This window comes from Bacillus sp. OV322 (genome assembly GCF_900112495.1).
Taxonomy (GTDB): Bacteria; Bacillota; Bacilli; order Bacillales; family DSM-1321; genus Peribacillus.
Genome location: NZ_FOMA01000005.1, coordinates 396,747 through 412,683, shown reverse-complemented (window position 1 = coordinate 412,683; position 15,937 = coordinate 396,747). Strand labels below are relative to the sequence as shown.

Here is a 15,937-nt window from a genome sequence, read left to right as displayed (position 1 = left end):
CAGAGGTGAGGACAATCGAAAAATACCTTGCGTTTGACATAGGCGGGACAGACATTAAATATTCTGTTCTCGACAAGGAAGGAAACTTCCTCCAGAAAGGGTCTTATCCATCAAACCGTTTTGACGGTTCAGCTATTTTGCAATCTATTATAGAACGGGCTTTACAGACGGAAGGATTGACCGGCATTGCACTAAGTGTGCCTGGATTTGTGGATCACAAAACAGGTTATATTGAGGTTGGCGGCGCTATTAGTGATTTTAATCACTTTAATATCAAGGAATATCTGGAAGAACAGCTGAACATAAGCGTTAGTGCTGAAAATGATGTGAACTGTGTTGCTTTAGGAGAAAAATGGAAAGGCAATGCACAGAATGAGTCAGACTTTCTTTGCATGACAATTGGGACGGGAATAGGAGGAGCAATCTTTATCGGAAACAAGCTCTACCGGGGAAGTTCAAATATGGCGGGTGAATTCGGATATATGATTACTCAGGGACTTCAGAATAATCTGGCCGAAAAATGCACTCTGAGCTATACGGGTTCAATATATGGGCTGCGTGAAAGGTTTGCAAAATATAAGGGAGTTAAAGTGGAAACTGTTACTGGCTTTGATGTTTTCGAGGCTTGCGATCAAGGAGAGCCACGCGCCCGGCATGAGGTTACTACCTTTTACAATAGCCTAGCAATAGCTGTTTATAATTTGCTGTTTATGTTCAACCCGAAGAAGCTTTTTATCGGCGGCGCGGTAAGCGAGAGAAAAGAACTTATCAGTGAGCTTACGTGGAGAATACAGAGTATGGGCTCATATGGCAAAGAATCTGCATTAGAATGCTGCGGGTTAAAAAATGATGCAGGTCTGCTCGGGGCGCTTTATCATCATTTGCAGGCTTGCACAAGTAAGATTTAAAAGGGCAGAAAGGGAGGATCAAAAGACGATGGAAGAAATGGAATTGACGGCATTTACTATTATCTCAAACGTAGGCACAGCCAAAAGTCTTGTCATGGAAGCTTTATATGCTGCTAGAGAAGGACGATTTGAAGAAGCAGAAAATAAGCTCAAAGAGTCGAAATCATATTTGATTGAGGGCCATAAATCTCATTCAGGCTTGATTCAGCAGGAGGCATCTGGAAAGAAACTTGAATTCTCCCTGATTATCATGCATGCAGAAGATCAAATGATGAGTGCTGAAACGATCGGCGATTTAGTTGCTGAAATGATTCTGATGTATAAGCAGATGGAGGCAATAAAAATCAAAATGGATGAGAGGCAGATTCAATAAATTTATTAATAAAATTTATTTACAGGAGGGTTTTTTATGAAACAAGGACTTAAAATAGTGACGATTGGCGGAGGGTCTAGCTATACACCAGAATTAATTGAAGGTTTTATCAAACGCCACGACGAACTTCCGGTCCGGGAGCTTTGGCTTGTTGATATAGAAGCAGGAAAAGAAAAACTTGAAATAGTCGGAAATCTTGCGAAAAGAATGGTTAAAAAAGCTGGACTACATATTGATATCCACTTAACCTTGGATAGAAGAGAAGCATTGAAAGGCGCTGACTTTGTTACTACCCAATTCCGGGTAGGCTTGCTTGATGCAAGGGCAAAGGATGAAAGGATTCCTCTGAAATATGGAGTAATTGGCCAGGAAACAAATGGGCCAGGAGGTTTATTTAAAGGACTGCGAACCATTCCTGTGATTCTTGGGATCTGCAAGGATATGGAAGAACTTTGCCCTGAAGCATGGCTGGTTAATTTCACAAATCCTGCAGGCATGGTCACAGAAGCGGTTCTCCGCTACAGCAAAATCAAGAAGGTTGTAGGCTTATGCAATGTACCAATCGGTATGAGGATGGGGATAGCTAAGTCACTCGAAGTCGATCCATCACGTGTGTCAGTTAATTTTGCAGGATTGAACCATATGGTTTTCGGTCTTGATGTATTTTTAGATGGTGTCAGTGTAAAACAACAAGTCATTGATGCAATGTCAGATCCTGAAAATAAAATGACAATGAAAAATATAGCAGGACTATCATGGGACCCTGACTTTATTAAGGGGCTAGGTGTTATACCATGCGGATATCATCGGTATTATTACAAAACCAACGAAATGCTGGAAGAAGAAATGGAAGCGTCGGCATCCTCCGGTACACGTGCAGAAGTGGTACAGGCTCTTGAGAAGGATTTGTTTGAACTCTATAAAGATCCAGAGCTTTCCATAAAGCCGCCACAGCTTGAAAAACGCGGAGGCGCATTTTATAGCGACGCAGCCTGCAGCCTGATTAATTCCATTTATAATGATAAACGGGATATCCAGCCGGTTAATACGATGAATAATGGTGCAATTGCCAGCATTCCAGATGATTCTGCTGTTGAAATCAATTGTGTAATAACAAAGGATGGACCTAAACCTATAGCAATCGGAGACCTTCCTATTGCAGTGCGCGGGCTTGTACAGCAGATTAAGTCCTTTGAAAGAGTGGCTGCTGAAGCTGCAGTTACTGGAAATTATCATACAGCGCTCGTAGCAATGACAATAAATCCTTTAGTGCCATCCGATACCATTGCAAAGAAGATTCTGGATGAAATGCTTGAAGCACATAAAGAACACTTGCCGCAATTTTTTCAGAAAGCAGTACAGTAAATCTGCTAAAGAGACAGGGGGAACTCCTGTCTCTTTTTGATTTTTCCGTTATTAAATATTACTACTTTATATATATTTCCCATTTCTAATTAATCGCCTCAGTGTCCCTGCCAGGTTCACATATGTGCTTGTCAAAAACAGGTAAACCTTCTAATCTTTCGCTTATGAACATATTGGGAGGTTTTCTTTTTTAACTGCTAGGGGAAATATCCAGTATTGATGTTATGATGCAGGAGGAATTGATTATGGATTTGAATACAGGAAAATTATATTGGAATGGTACACTGAAAAAAAATATGGAATTTCCTCCTTTAGAGGAAGATATCACTTGTGACGTTGTAATCGTCGGAAGCGGATCTTCAGGTGCTCATTGTGCCTATTTTATGGCTGAAACAGGATTGAAAGTGGTTCTTGTGGATAAAAGAGACATAAGCGGCGGAAGTACATCTGCTAATACTGGCCTGCTTCAGTTTTCGAATGACAAGTCCCTGACTTCCCTTATACATACTTTTGGTGTGGAAGCTGCAGTCAGGCATGTCAAACTATGCGCGCAGGCCCTTCAAACCCTGGGAAACAAAATTGTGCCAAGCCTTGAAGATGATCCGGATTTCAGGTTTCGCCAAAGCCTTTACTTTGCTTCTGGCAATGAAGATGTTCCAATGCTCCAAGAAGAATACCAGCAATTAATAAAATATGGTTTTCATGCAACGTACCTGACACAAAATGAAATAAATAAAATCTTTCCTTTTTCAAAACCAGCCGCACTAATTACAGATGGAGATGCAGAAATTAATCCTTATAAAAATGCCCATTATTTAATTAAATATGCCCAGGACAAAGGGGTAAGGATTTTTTCGAACACCAGGATTAATGGGAAAATATTAAAAGAAGATAAAACAATATTATATACAGATCAAGGGTTTTCTATTTCTGCTGATAAGGTTATTTTTGCGACAGGCTACGAAGCACAGGAAGAGGTATCAGAAAGAAATGCTCAAGTAGTCAGCTCCTATGCAATTGCTACAAACCCTGTTTATGATGACATCGGGTGGAAAGAAGATATGATGATATGGGAAACAGCACGGCCCTATATTTATGCACGCCGAACAGCAGACCGGCGCATAATAATAGGTGGCCTTGATGAATATACCACATACAGGAACAAAAGAGATTCCATGATCATTCATAAAAGAGATAAGCTTATTGAAGAGCTCAGCAAACTATTTCCTTCGCTTCAGGGGAATGTGAAAGCAGAATTTTACTGGGGAGCTTTTTTTGGGGAAAGCAGGGATGGACTTCCCTCGATAGGAATGTATGAAAACTATCCAAATTGCTACTTTCTGCTGGGATACGGCGGAAATGGAACAGTGTACAGCATTATTCTTTCTCAAATAATCCGGGATTTAATTACAAAAGGGTCACATCCAGACATAGAGCTATACAGATCTGGCGGGAAAGCCCGGAAAGAGTCTATTGCAGCAATTTAGAAAAGCAGGCGCTTGCCTGTTTTTTTATTTTGATATATTTCCAGAATGCTATAGTTAGGTTTGGTAATTTATGACAAAGAGTCTTGTAGCTCATACTCGCAGAGTGGCCAAATAGGCAAACATTAAGAGTATTAATAGATTTATAGGATATTTAAAATTATAATAAAATAGAAGATTTTAAATAATATGAAAAAGGTGATAAAAACATGCTAAAACTTCTGAAAACATTGACAGACCTTGCCGGGCCATGCGGGTATGAGCAAAATGTATCCTATTATATAGAGGAATACTTAAGAAACAAAGTAGATTCAGTTTCCATTGATAGGATCGGCAACGTTATTGCCATAAAAAAGGGGGACAGGCCTGGCCCCAGAATTCTCATTACTTCCCATATGGATGAGGTAGGCTTTATCGTTAAAAAAATTGAAGAAAATGGACTTCTCCGTTTTGAGAAGCTTGGCGGCCATGATGACCGGATATTATTGGCCAAGACTGTTAATTTGCTTGGAGATAAAGGTAATATCAGCGGTGTGATAGGCACAATGTCAGCCCATTATGTAAAATTTGATGATGCAAAAAAGGTGCGCAGTCATCAGAATATGTATATTGATATAGGCGCATCCTCCAGAGAGGAAGCAGAAAGCCTTGGAATTGAAATTGGTACGCCAGTTACTTGGGAACCAAATTTTAAATTGATAGGCCCTGAGGAAAAGCCTAAAATCCGTTCTAAAGCCTTGGATGATCGTGCAGGATGTACAGTAATGATCCAAGCTTTGGAAGAATTAAATGAAACATCATTCGCAGGAGAAATTGTCCTTCTCTTTGCGGTACAGGAAGAAGTAGGCTTGCGGGGAGCTAAAACAGCATCAGAGCATATTATGGCAGACGCAGCAATAGCAATCGATACGACAGCAGTCAGTGATACACCAGAAGAGACCATGGATCGCAGCTTAATGCTTGGTGCCGGAACGGGAATAAAGGTTATGGATTTCAGTCTAATTGTACCTAGAACTATGAAAAATCTCCTTATTTCTTTGGCAAAATCAGAAAACATCCCATATCAGCTCGAGGTTTTCCCTGGAATCGGTACAGACGGAGGGGCAGTGAACTACGCAAATAGAGGCATTCCAACAGGTGTTCTTTCCATCCCTTCAAGATATGCCCACTCACCTGCAGAAGTCATCGATCTCAGTGATCTGGAAGCAACAAAAGATTTACTGAAAGCCTTTATACTCATCATGGAGGAAAACCAGTCTTTTTCATTTTGAACAATAAGATAAACACAACAAAAAGCAGGGTCATTTCCTTCATGGAACTGACTCTGCTTTTTCGCTCCTTTATTAAAACAGTCTAAAATAAGGCACTTTTCATAAAGAATGTTGTTTCTTAATATTTTCTGTGAAGCGATCCTGTTGTAAATCCGGGTTGATTGGAGTGTAAGGTGCGAGACTTATGCGGGATTAGCGGGAAGGTGAGACCCGCTGCGAAGGAGGCTTACCGCCCGCCCAGCGGAAAACAACCCTTTGTTACAAAGCAGCAAATCAGGAAACCCGTTTCATGACAATTACTTCAAACTAAAACTCTCAAAAACAAGGCAGCCCGGATTCTCTCAGGCTGCCCATAATTAGTTTTACTGTTTTCGCTGTTTTTTAGCTTTCTTGAAGAAGAAAAGCTCATATACAACAGGAACAATGATTAATGTTAACAATGTTGAAGATGTAAGACCCCCGATTACTGTAATTGCAAGGCCTTTTGAAATTAGGGTTCCTGTGGAAGATGTTAATGCCAATGGTATCAATGCTGTAATCGTTGCAAAAGCAGTCATTAATATAGGGCGGAGCCTAGTTTTTCCTGCTTCAATCAGCGAGTCACGGATTGTTAAGCCACGGTCCCGGTTTTGCCCGACTCTGTCAACAAGTACTATGGCATTGGTGGTAACAATTCCGATAAGCATTAAGAATCCAATCATTACACTAACCGATAACGGCTCTTTTGTAATAAATAATCCGATTAAGGAACCTACTGGAACAAATATCAGGGACGAAAGGATAACAAATGGTATACGAGCTCTTCCAAATGTGATTAGCATGGTCAGATACACAAGACCAATAGCTACAGCAATAGCAATGCCAAGGCTTTGGAATACCTGGGCCGTATCATCGCTTCCTCCGCCGCTTTCAAGTGACACAGATTTTGGAAGGCTAAGATCTGATTTAACCCCATCAGATATTTTTTTCGTAACCGCCTGCACATCATTGCCTTTTACCTGTGCGGTTACACGGGCATATACTTTGCCATCAAGTCTCTGAATAGAAGTAAAGCTGGCTGACTTTTTCACATTCGCGGCTTTCGATAAGGGTACAGGGCCTTTATTTGAGAAAATCATCACATTCTTCAAATCCTCCGGAGAGTTAAGGCCTTCGCTATAGGAAAGCTGGACGCTTTGAAGTTTTCCATTAAGCTTAAGCTCACCGGCATCCAGTGGGCTAGTCTGGTCATTGATGGTACCGAGAATCTGTCCTCCGCTTAATCCAAGGGCAGCTGCTTTTTCAGGGTCTATTTCAACCAGATACTGAGTTTGTTTGTCTGAGAAATTATTTGTAACATATTTCAGGTCTTTATCTTTATTCATATAGTTTTCAACCTGTTTGGAAGCCTTTTGCAAAGCATCCAGATTGTTCGAATAAAGGTCGATATCTACATTATTATTAGTTGGGGGACCGCTGGTGTTAAGCTCCGCTATAGTAATTTTCGTTTCGGGAGCATCATTTTCAGTAATTTTTTCAAACTCTTTTTGAAGTTTTTTAATGGAAGCTTCAACATCTGCATTTTCTTTTAAATTAATAAAATAGCTTGCCTTATTTTCAAGCTTCAGGTTAGTTTGATAATCACGGCTGCCGATGCTTGCCGTTACTTGCTTAACATACTCTTTTCCATCCAGTATTTTTTCGATATCCCTAGAAACTTTATCTGTTTTTTCTAATGAAGATGCTGCCGGGAGTTCAATGGAGGCATTTAATGTGCGCTGTTCTTCATTTGGTATGAAAGTAAAGCCAAGAGTTGGCACAATGGTAAAAGAACCAGCTAACAATAATATTGAAACAATTAAGATGATGATCTTATGATTAAGAGAAGCAGATATCATTCTGCCGTACACTCGCTGAAGTGCCCCTTCTTTTTCTTCCTTCGGTATTTTCTTGAAAGCAAACTTTGCCATAATAGGGACGATAGTTACTGCCACTAATAATGAGGCAAGAAGTGAGAAAACAATAGTCAGTGCAAAAGGAAGGAAGAACTTCCCTGTAATTCCGCCTACAAAACCAAGAGGGAGGAATACAACGACAGTGGTAATCGTAGAAGAGGTAACAGCTTTCAAAATTTCCTTCGTCGATTCCAGAATGGCATGATTGGTCATTCCTTCTGGAGATTTACGTACCCTCCTGAATATATTTTCAATGACAACGATACTATCATCCACTACCCGGCCGACTGCAACAGCCATGCCGCCCAAAGTCATTATATTAAGCGACACATCCAGCTGTTTAAGGAAAATCGCCGATATAAGCAGGGAGAGAGGAATTGATATAATCGCAATTAATGTCGCACGGATATTCCTAAGGAAAAGGAGGACGGCAATGGATGCGAATAAAGCTCCAAGGAGGCCTTCTTTAACAAGAGAAGATACAGATTTTTTTACGTCTTCTGCTGAATCAAGACCGATAGAATAATCGAGCTTATTGTCATATTTTTTTAATACCTTCATGACCCCGTCAGCCACTTCAACTGTATTGGCATCCTGTTTTTTTGTAATAGCCATAGACAGAGAGCTTTTAAGGTTATACCGCGTTTTTTCCTCCTGCTTTGTAACAGTTTCCACTTTGGCTATATCTTTTAACAACAAAATGGACTTCGCTGCTTCTTGTCCTTGTCCTGCACTGCTGCCGGGCTGCACTGTATTTTTGGCAGCTGCCTGGACAGTGGTGGAATTAAGCCGCAAACCTTGCAGTTCTTTTACTGTATCCAATTTTTCTTCTACGCGAACCGGGATCTTTACATCAGAATCCTTCAGTTGTCCAGCTGGGAATGAAATAAATTTTTCATTGATTTGATCTTTAATGGAACTTAGGCTTAAACCAGATTGTTCTGCCTTTTTCTTGTCGACGGTTACCTGCACCAATTGATCCTTAATGCCGCCAACAGAGACGCTGTTTACTCCATTTATTTTTTTTAGCTCCGGTATTACATCTTCTTTAAGCAGCTTATCAATATTAGTTGAGCCTTTGCCAAATAGAGAAATATTGTAAATAGGGAAAGAGCCGAATGACAATCGATTAAGCTTCACACTAACTTTGTCAGGCAAACCCGCATCTTTCACAAGAGAATTCATTTGCTGTTCAATTTTATCTAAATCTGTGTTAAACGGAAATTCTGCATTCACAACTCCCACGCTTTCGTAAGCGGAGCTTTGAATGGTTTTGACACCCTCAATCGACTTGAATTGATCTTCTAACTTTGAAACTACCTGAGTGCTGACATCATCCGGCGAAGCACCAGGATACACGATTTCTGCAGTAATCTGCGGGAACTCAATATCAGGAAACTGGGTTACCTGAAGCTTTGAAAAAGAATAAATCCCTCCCAAAATAAATAAAAAAGAAATGATAAAGATAGCTGCAGCATTTTTCAAACTGAATTTTGTTAAAAAACTCATCCGGAATTTCCCCTCATTTCATCTTTGTATTTTACTTATCAAATGATAAACAGTTTGCAAAAAAGTACAGAAAACTTGTCGCGCTATTTCCCTGTCAGGCCATAAAGGAGGACATGGACAACTAACTTTGCATGCTTTATTGTTTTCTCCTTAATTTCTTTTTCTGTAAGGTTTTTAATTGGAAAGGAGTGACTCAGCATACTAAGTAAAATATAAGACATGCTAACTGGATTTGTTTCTGTGCCTTCCGAATTTTTTAATATCCCGTGTTTCTGTCCTTCTTCAAAAATTCCTGCAATTGGCAGCAGATATGCGTTGAACCACCATTTTTCGATGGATGGCTGAAATTCTTCCGGCAGCTCGTGCCTAATATCATGAAACATTTGTGACAGGTTTTGCGGACTATTCACCAAAATATAGTGAATGACCTCGTAAAGCCTGTCTTCTATACTGCTTGATCTTTTTATGATTCGTTCAATGGCAGATTGAGCTGTCTTAAGCTCATCCTGCAAAACAGCTACATACAAATCATTTTTATTAGAAAAATGATGGTACAATGCAGGCTGTGTCAAGCCGCATGCTTCAGAAATCTTCCTTGTGGAAACTGCCCTGTAGCCAAGCTCCATAAATAACTTCTGGGCCGTGCTAATAATGGTAGTTCTGGTTTCGCCCATGCTGGTTTCTGAAGAATCGTGTCTCTTTTTCATTTTGAAGATCTCCTTTGCAAGCTCACGAGGAGCGTAATACAGGCTCCTTTCTAAAATGACTGAATTAAATTTATCAACTGATAAGGAAAAATTACTTAAGTCCTAAATTGATCGGCTTTAAGTTATTTGAAGAATACCATCATTCTTACTTCAATACAATTCAAAACCTGCAGTGAATGTGCTAAGTGAAACTATCGAAAAAATAAACATTATGTGAGTCACATAATGAATCTTTAAGCATACGGTCAAACAGAACGGCGATATAAAAAAAGGGGCCTCATTAAATAGGCTCCTTTTTGGGTTATTGGGGGCTTGCAACAAAGCTATATCCAAGCTTTCTTAGCGTTTCAGCCATTATCTGATAGCCTAGGCTATTTGGATGGATGCCATCCATTGAAAGCAATTCTTTTTCACGGCCTTTAAAAGCTGCGTATATGTTGGCAATCTCAACGTGAGGGGCGTTGCCGAACTTCTGGATGTGCTCGTTGAAATTTGTGATCCACCTATCAGCTAAGCTTACTTGAGGAAGCGGATTATACAGGTTAAGAATCCTGACCGCATATGGCGAATCGTTATTCCGTTTTATTTTATATATTTTAGATATAATCTCTGAAAAATTTTGCTGAGCAGAATCCAATGTTTCAGCGAAAATTTTTTCATCCCTGTGCTGCTCATATTTTCTAAGGGCGTGAATTAAATCATTTCCTCCGCCTGTAATTGTTATCACATCTGCACTCTCTACCCACTGTACGACAAACCGGTTATTAAGGAATCTGGAGATATCTCCTGTTTCAATCCCCGTTCGGGCTTTGACCTGAAGAGCTACTCTTTCTTGCAGGTCTTCTTCCAGCATTTTTTTATATCTTTGAACAAAACCAGGAGAGAAAAGAGGGGTTCCTGTACCGATTGTCAGGGAATCTCCCAAGGCTGTATAGTGAATGGCCATATTATTCCTCCAATACACATTTTATATAAGCAGCTACTTTAGCTGAATTGACTTCTTAAAGAGCTTGACTTAACTGCCCTGAATGCCCGGTACCCAAGCTTATCGCCATATGATAATGTCAAAAGCTGATGCTTTTGCATAATTTCATCAAATGCTTGATTTGCAGGAACTTGGGGCATGCTTGCAAAATCAGATATAGGCATCTCTTCCAATTCTTTTAATATAGTATTCGATTTAAGGATCCGTACACCTTTGAAACCTGCTAAATTATGAGCCTTCAGCCATTCCTTCTCTGTTAAAATTTCTTTCATTTGATAAAAATTTTTCAATTCTGCCTTTTCTTCTTTTTTTAAAGTGGGTTCAGCAGTCATATCAATATGAAGCAAGACGCCTCCTCTTTTAAGGACCCTGTGAAGCTCTCTCAGGGTATTATTAATATTCGTAAAGGCTATTGATGACTCGGCGATAATATAATCAAAGCTGCCATCATCAAATGGCATCGCCTCCATAGAATTTTGTAAGCTCTGAATCGGAATTTTTTCATGCTTAAAGCGCTGTAAAGCTTTTTTGATCATTTCAGGATGCTTGTCAATAGCTGTAACCTGGCACGAAAATGTCCTGAAAAGATAGGAAGATGTTTGCCCCGTTCCGCATCCGGCATCAAGCACAGTTGTCTTATCCGATATTTTTTCTTTTGCCAATATCTTCTTTGTAAGCCCGAAACCTCCCGGATGGGCGCCTTCAATACCATAAAATGCCAGGACATCCTGATAGGTCAGATACACGGCTTCAACTCCTAATGTATTTGTTTTTTGTTTTATACTATGTATCCACTAATGAGATGAATGGGCATATAAAGCACTTTTAACTGAAAAGCACTGATTTTTTGCCCTCATTTGTGTGTATGTCCATTCGAAAAAAAAACTCTTGCATATCTTATAAAAAAAGGAGGTGCATACCACATTATGGGAAATAATAATTATTATGGAATGTGTAAAAAAGGTATCGGCAGAGCAGTTGAAATCAGAACTAACCGGGGCACAGTTCATCGGGGCATTATTGAAAGAGTAACCCCTAACAGGGTTTACCTCCGGCCATTAACAGGCGGCGGCAATAACTATCGGGGTTACGGTTATGGATATGGAGGTGGCTACGGCTGGGGCTGGGGCGGCGCAGCTGCAGGCTTTGCATTAGGCGCCATTACATCTCTTGCTTTTCTTGCATTTTTATGGTGATTTGAATGTAGAGGAAAGAGTTTGGCATGCAAACAGAAATATGATTTAACCAAGAGGTGCTTAAAGCACCTCTTTGCTTTTTCCCCAAAGAAATGAACTCAGTATCCATATAGCGGGGATACAAATAGTATTTCTTGGTATAGCGTATGATACTGGGATAAAGAATAAGAGTAACAGTTGCCAGCTTTTGGAGGGGATTTCTCTAAAACTGGAACATAAAGGAGATGTTACTATGAAACAAACGATTGCTGACTTATTAATCGATTCATTGCTTCATGCTGGGGTAAAACGAATTTATGGAATTGTAGGCGATTCTCTTAATGCCGTCCTCGATTCCATCCGAAGCTCTGGAAAAATAGAATGGATATCCGTGCGGCATGAAGAAGTTGCTGCTTTTGCAGCAGGCTCCGATTCCATCTTAACCGGAAGTATTGCTGTTTGTGCAGGCAGCAGCGGTCCTGGAAATTTACACTTGATTAATGGATTGTATGATTGCCACCGTAGCCGGATTCCTGTACTCGCCATCGCTGCTCATATTCCAAGCAGTGAAATAGGGGGGGAATATTTTCAGGCGACGCGTCCGGAACAGTTATTCAAAGACTGTAGCCATTTTGCGGAAGTAATGACAAGGCCTGAACAAATGCCGCGTCTTGTAACACTTGCCCTTCAGCAGGCAGTTTCCAAAAAGGGGGTATCCGTTTTGGTTCTTCCGGGGGATATTGCGGCCTTGCCGGATACAGAAACAGTTCCTGACCAAGTCATCCACCTTACAAATCCAGTGATCCGACCATCTGAAGAAGAACTGAGCCGGCTGGCTGAGTATCTGAACCATGGCAAAAAAATCACTTTATTATGCGGGGCAGGGTGTGAAGGATCACATAGTGAATTAATGAAGCTCTGCAGTAAGCTTAAGTCTCCAATGGTAATCGCTTTAAGAGGGAAAGAACATTTGGAGTACGACAATCCCTATTCTGTTGGCCTGACGGGGCTTATCGGCTATTCTTCCGGCTACCATGCAATGATGAACTGTGATGTTTTGCTAATGCTTGGCACTGATTTTCCGTACCGGCAATTCTTCCCCAAAAAAGCTGTCATCCTTCAAGTAGACATCCGTGCGGAGCATCTTGGAAGAAGAGCAAATTTAACAATGGGCCTATGCGGAAATGTTAAAGATACTGTAGAATGCCTGCTTCCATATTTAACAAAAGAACATGATTCCAGCCATCTTGATAAGTACACGGATCATTATAAGGAAGTTCGAAAGGGACTCGATAAGCTGGCAGCAGGAAAACCGGGAAGAAAACCGATTCATCCTCAGTATCTTACCAAACTTGTAAGTGATCTGGCAGAGGAAGACGCTATTTTTACTTGTGACGTAGGCACTCCGACATTATGGGCAGCACGATATCTTCAAATGAATGGGAAAAGGAGACTGCTTGGGTCCTTTAATCACGGAACAATGGCCAATGCTTTGCCGCAGGCTATAGGGGCCCAGACCTCAAAAAAAGGCAGGCAGGTTATTGCACTGTGCGGAGATGGAGGTCTCTCCATGCTTATGGGAGATTTGCTTACAGTAAAACAATATAATCTGCCAATAAAAATTGTTGTGTTCAATAACAGTTCATTGAACTTTGTTGAATTGGAAATGAAGGCATCCGGCTATTTAGAAACTGGTACAAGCCTTAATAACCCTAATTTTGCAGCAGTTGCACAAGCACTTGGCATTAAAGGCTTCCGGGCAGAAGACCCGGGAGAGCTGGAAGAAACAATTCGATCCGCCTTTTCACACGCCGGGCCAGCACTTCTTGATATCTCTGTAAACCGCCAAGAGCTTTCTCTTCCTCCTAAAATTAAATTTGAACAAGCACATGGTTTTACTTTATGGATGCTAAAGGCCGTCCTCAATGGCCATGGAAGTGAATTGATCGAACTAGCCAAAACTAATTTGAGGAGATAATGAGTCTGAATAAAGGAGAAACAGCATGGAATTCAATTGTTTCAGGATTGAGGCAAGTCTGGACGGAGAAGGGGAATTTAAATTTAATGCAGTATGGAATGAAAAAAAACTAAGAGAAGTTGACCAGTTAGAAATTAGAGACATATCAGCATTAAAAGATCATTATTCTATAACATCAAGGCCATCCGGCAAAAGCAAATGCATCATTTCAATCGAAGATATATATGCCGGCTGGATTGCTGCACAATGTGAAATTAGCTTAAATGACATTCAAAATGGGAGAATTGACTGTGGAAATATTGAGATTGTCATGAGATGATCCTTTTCCACCTCCATATGGTTAAAATTAGAAAACATAAAACAAGGCAATTTTTATCATCCTATTATAGTAAGCAATATCGAAAAAGGAGATGAAACCCCAATGACTGTAATCAACCAGGTCAAAACCACACTGGCAGGTTTAAAAGGCGCCCAAGCTAACTTTGAAGCTTTTGCTCTTGGAACAGATAACCAGCAGGCAAAACAGCTTTACCAGGATGCAGCCCAGCAAACCCAAACAATTGTTGATAGTCTTTCTCCGCGCATTCAGGAAATGGAGCAGGAAGAACCCCAATATAAACAATAAATTCGCACCAAAAGGGGCTGGCAATCTCAGCCAGCTCTTTTATATGAACAATGTTTACATACAACCCAAGACAGCACAAATCAAGATTAAAAGTAGGTGTTTATATGTCCAGCAATAAAAAGAAAAAACTGACCCCTGTGCAGCAGGAATATCAAAAACTGCAATCACAGATTGAAATAAAGAGGCCTGTGTTTATGAATTGCATACGGGCATTTGTAATTGGAGGTCTCATTTGCCTGATTGGTCAAGCTATTTCCTTAGTGTATATGCACTTTTTTAACTTTACAGGCCAGACAGTCGGAAATCCCGTTGCTGGTACAATGATCTTTTTGTCAATGCTTTTAACTGGATTTGGAGTTTATGACCGAATCGCCCAATTTGCAGGTGCCGGATCGGCTGTACCTTTAACCGGATTCGGGAATGCAGTCATTTCAGCTGCAATTGAGCACCGTACAGAAGGATTTGTACTGGGAGTCGGAGGAAATATTTTCAAATTAGCAGGTTCTGTCATTGTTTTTGGAGTTTTTTCAGCCTTTGTGGTTGCCATGATTAAGACAATCCTCATCAAATGGGGGGGACTATAATGCTTACCGGGCATCGTACGTGGATTTTCGAAAACAAACCAGTAATTATATCCTCCTCAGCAATTGGGGGGCCTTTTGAAGCAAACGGACCGCTATCAGATGACTTTGACCTGCTTCATGCAGATTTGTGGCTTAAACAGGATTCCTATGAAAAGGCTCATAGAGTTCTTTTAGAGGAAGCCTGCCAAAAAGCGATCGAGAAAGCTGGGCTTCAAAAAGAGCAGATTCAATTTTTCCTGGGCGGAGACCTTATCAACCAGATTACACCTACAAGCTTTGCGTTAAGAACCATGGGAACTCCATATTTAGGCTTATTTGGAGCCTGCTCGACTTCAATGGAAGGGCTCGCTCTTGGAGCATACCTTGTCAATACTTCCGGTGCCAAGTATTTAATGACCGGAGCATCCAGTCACAACGCAGCTGTTGAAAAACAATTCCGGTATCCCACAGAATACGGAGGGCAGAAACCCCCAACCGCACAGTGGACAGTTACAGGGGCAGGCGTTGCCTTGCTGAGTGACCAGGGAAATGGCCCTCGTGTTACATCAGCAACTGTCGGGCGCGTCATTGATATGGGTTTAAGCGATCCTTTTAATATGGGTGGAGCCATGGCACCGGCGGCTGTAGATACGATTGAGGCACATTTTAAGGAAAGGAATATTGACCCTTCCTATTATGATTTGATCGTGACTGGAGACCTTGGGAGTATTGGCCATGAAGTGTCTCTGCAGCTGTTAAAAAAGCATGGAGTCAAAATTAATGAAAGTCAATACAAGGATTGCGGGATGATGATATACAAGAAAGGGCAGCCTGTTCTTGCAGGAGCGAGCGGTCCTGGCTGCTCGGCGACAGTTGTTTATGGCCACTTGCTGAACGCCATGAAAAAAGGTGAATTAAACAAAATTCTGGTGGTTGCAACAGGTGCTCTCCTATCTCCATTATCCTTTCAGCAAAAAGAAACGATACCATGTATTGCCCATGCAGTGTCCATTGAGTCCGACATGGTTCCGTGAATGAAAAATACTTAAAGATTGTAGGT

Annotated in this window: 15 protein-coding genes; 11 read left to right on the top strand and 4 right to left on the bottom strand. The window is 40.8% G+C overall.

Annotation, left to right across the window (positions count from 1 at the left end; genetic code table 11):
- Positions 1–5 precede the first annotated feature (5 nt).
- The 5 genes from BM126_RS14810 (at position 6) to BM126_RS14790 (ending at position 5,401) form a co-directional block, all read left to right on the top strand.
- Positions 6–908 (top strand): ROK family protein, encoded by a 903-nt coding sequence (locus BM126_RS14810; RefSeq protein WP_177201446.1) that lies wholly within the window; start codon positions 6–8, stop codon positions 906–908.
- Between the two features lie 28 nt (positions 909–936).
- Positions 937–1,281 carry a PTS lactose/cellobiose transporter subunit IIA gene (locus BM126_RS14805; protein ID WP_090990213.1) on the top strand — a complete coding sequence of 115 codons (345 nt, stop codon included), beginning with the start codon at positions 937–939 and terminating at the stop codon, positions 1,279–1,281.
- Between the two features lie 36 nt (positions 1,282–1,317).
- Entirely contained in the window at positions 1,318–2,646 is a 1,329-nt protein-coding gene (locus tag BM126_RS14800) for a 6-phospho-beta-glucosidase (RefSeq protein WP_090990212.1), read from the top strand.
- A gap of 245 nt (positions 2,647–2,891) precedes the next feature.
- On the top strand, positions 2,892–4,133 hold the full coding sequence (locus BM126_RS14795) for an NAD(P)/FAD-dependent oxidoreductase (protein ID WP_090990211.1): 1,242 nt from the start codon (positions 2,892–2,894) through the stop codon (positions 4,131–4,133).
- Positions 4,134–4,339: 206 nt separating this feature from the next.
- Positions 4,340–5,401 carry a M42 family metallopeptidase gene (locus BM126_RS14790; protein ID WP_090990210.1) on the top strand — a complete coding sequence of 354 codons (1,062 nt, stop codon included), beginning with the start codon at positions 4,340–4,342 and terminating at the stop codon, positions 5,399–5,401.
- 362 nt (positions 5,402–5,763) lie between these two features.
- On the opposite strand, the gene BM126_RS14785 is transcribed toward BM126_RS14790, so the two are convergent.
- The 4 genes from BM126_RS14785 to BM126_RS14770 all read right to left on the bottom strand — a co-directional run bounded on the left by BM126_RS14785 (position 5,764) and on the right by BM126_RS14770 (position 11,282).
- A complete protein-coding gene (locus BM126_RS14785) occupies positions 5,764–8,844 on the bottom strand; it encodes an efflux RND transporter permease subunit (protein ID WP_090990209.1) in 3,081 nt (1,026 codons plus the stop codon).
- A gap of 83 nt (positions 8,845–8,927) precedes the next feature.
- Positions 8,928–9,551 carry a TetR/AcrR family transcriptional regulator gene (locus tag BM126_RS14780; protein ID WP_090990208.1) on the bottom strand — a complete coding sequence of 208 codons (624 nt, stop codon included), beginning with the start codon at positions 9,549–9,551 and terminating at the stop codon, positions 8,928–8,930.
- 301 nt (positions 9,552–9,852) lie between these two features.
- The gene (locus BM126_RS14775; RefSeq protein WP_090990207.1) at positions 9,853–10,497 is read right to left on the bottom strand and encodes a GDSL-type esterase/lipase family protein; all 645 of its coding nucleotides are present in this window, start codon (positions 10,495–10,497) and stop codon (positions 9,853–9,855) included.
- Between the two features lie 38 nt (positions 10,498–10,535).
- On the bottom strand, positions 10,536–11,282 hold the full coding sequence (locus tag BM126_RS14770) for a class I SAM-dependent methyltransferase (protein ID WP_090990206.1): 747 nt from the start codon (positions 11,280–11,282) through the stop codon (positions 10,536–10,538).
- A 180-nt stretch (positions 11,283–11,462) separates the two neighbouring features.
- On the opposite strand from BM126_RS14770, the gene BM126_RS14765 reads away from it, so the two are divergent.
- The 6 genes from BM126_RS14765 to spoVAD all read left to right on the top strand — a co-directional run bounded on the left by BM126_RS14765 (position 11,463) and on the right by spoVAD (position 15,911).
- Complete coding sequence (locus BM126_RS14765; protein WP_090990205.1) at positions 11,463–11,732, top strand: hypothetical protein; 270 nt, start codon at positions 11,463–11,465, stop codon at positions 11,730–11,732.
- Between the two features lie 232 nt (positions 11,733–11,964).
- Positions 11,965–13,689: a ubiquinone-dependent pyruvate dehydrogenase gene (poxB, locus tag BM126_RS14760; protein ID WP_090990204.1), complete on the top strand. Its 1,725-nt coding sequence runs from the start codon at positions 11,965–11,967 to the stop codon at positions 13,687–13,689.
- Between the two features lie 25 nt (positions 13,690–13,714).
- A complete protein-coding gene (locus tag BM126_RS14755) occupies positions 13,715–14,008 on the top strand; it encodes a hypothetical protein (RefSeq protein ID WP_090990203.1) in 294 nt (97 codons plus the stop codon).
- 102 nt (positions 14,009–14,110) lie between these two features.
- On the top strand, positions 14,111–14,314 hold the full coding sequence (locus BM126_RS14750) for a DUF1657 domain-containing protein (protein ID WP_090990202.1): 204 nt from the start codon (positions 14,111–14,113) through the stop codon (positions 14,312–14,314).
- A gap of 104 nt (positions 14,315–14,418) precedes the next feature.
- Positions 14,419–14,898: a stage V sporulation protein AC gene (gene spoVAC / locus BM126_RS14745; protein WP_071349661.1), complete on the top strand. Its 480-nt coding sequence runs from the start codon at positions 14,419–14,421 to the stop codon at positions 14,896–14,898.
- Positions 14,898–15,911, top strand: coding sequence for a stage V sporulation protein AD (spoVAD, locus tag BM126_RS14740; RefSeq protein WP_090990201.1), 1,014 nt, complete (start codon positions 14,898–14,900; stop codon positions 15,909–15,911). The genes spoVAC and spoVAD overlap by 1 nt, the downstream gene beginning before the upstream one ends.
- Positions 15,912–15,937 lie beyond the last annotated feature (26 nt).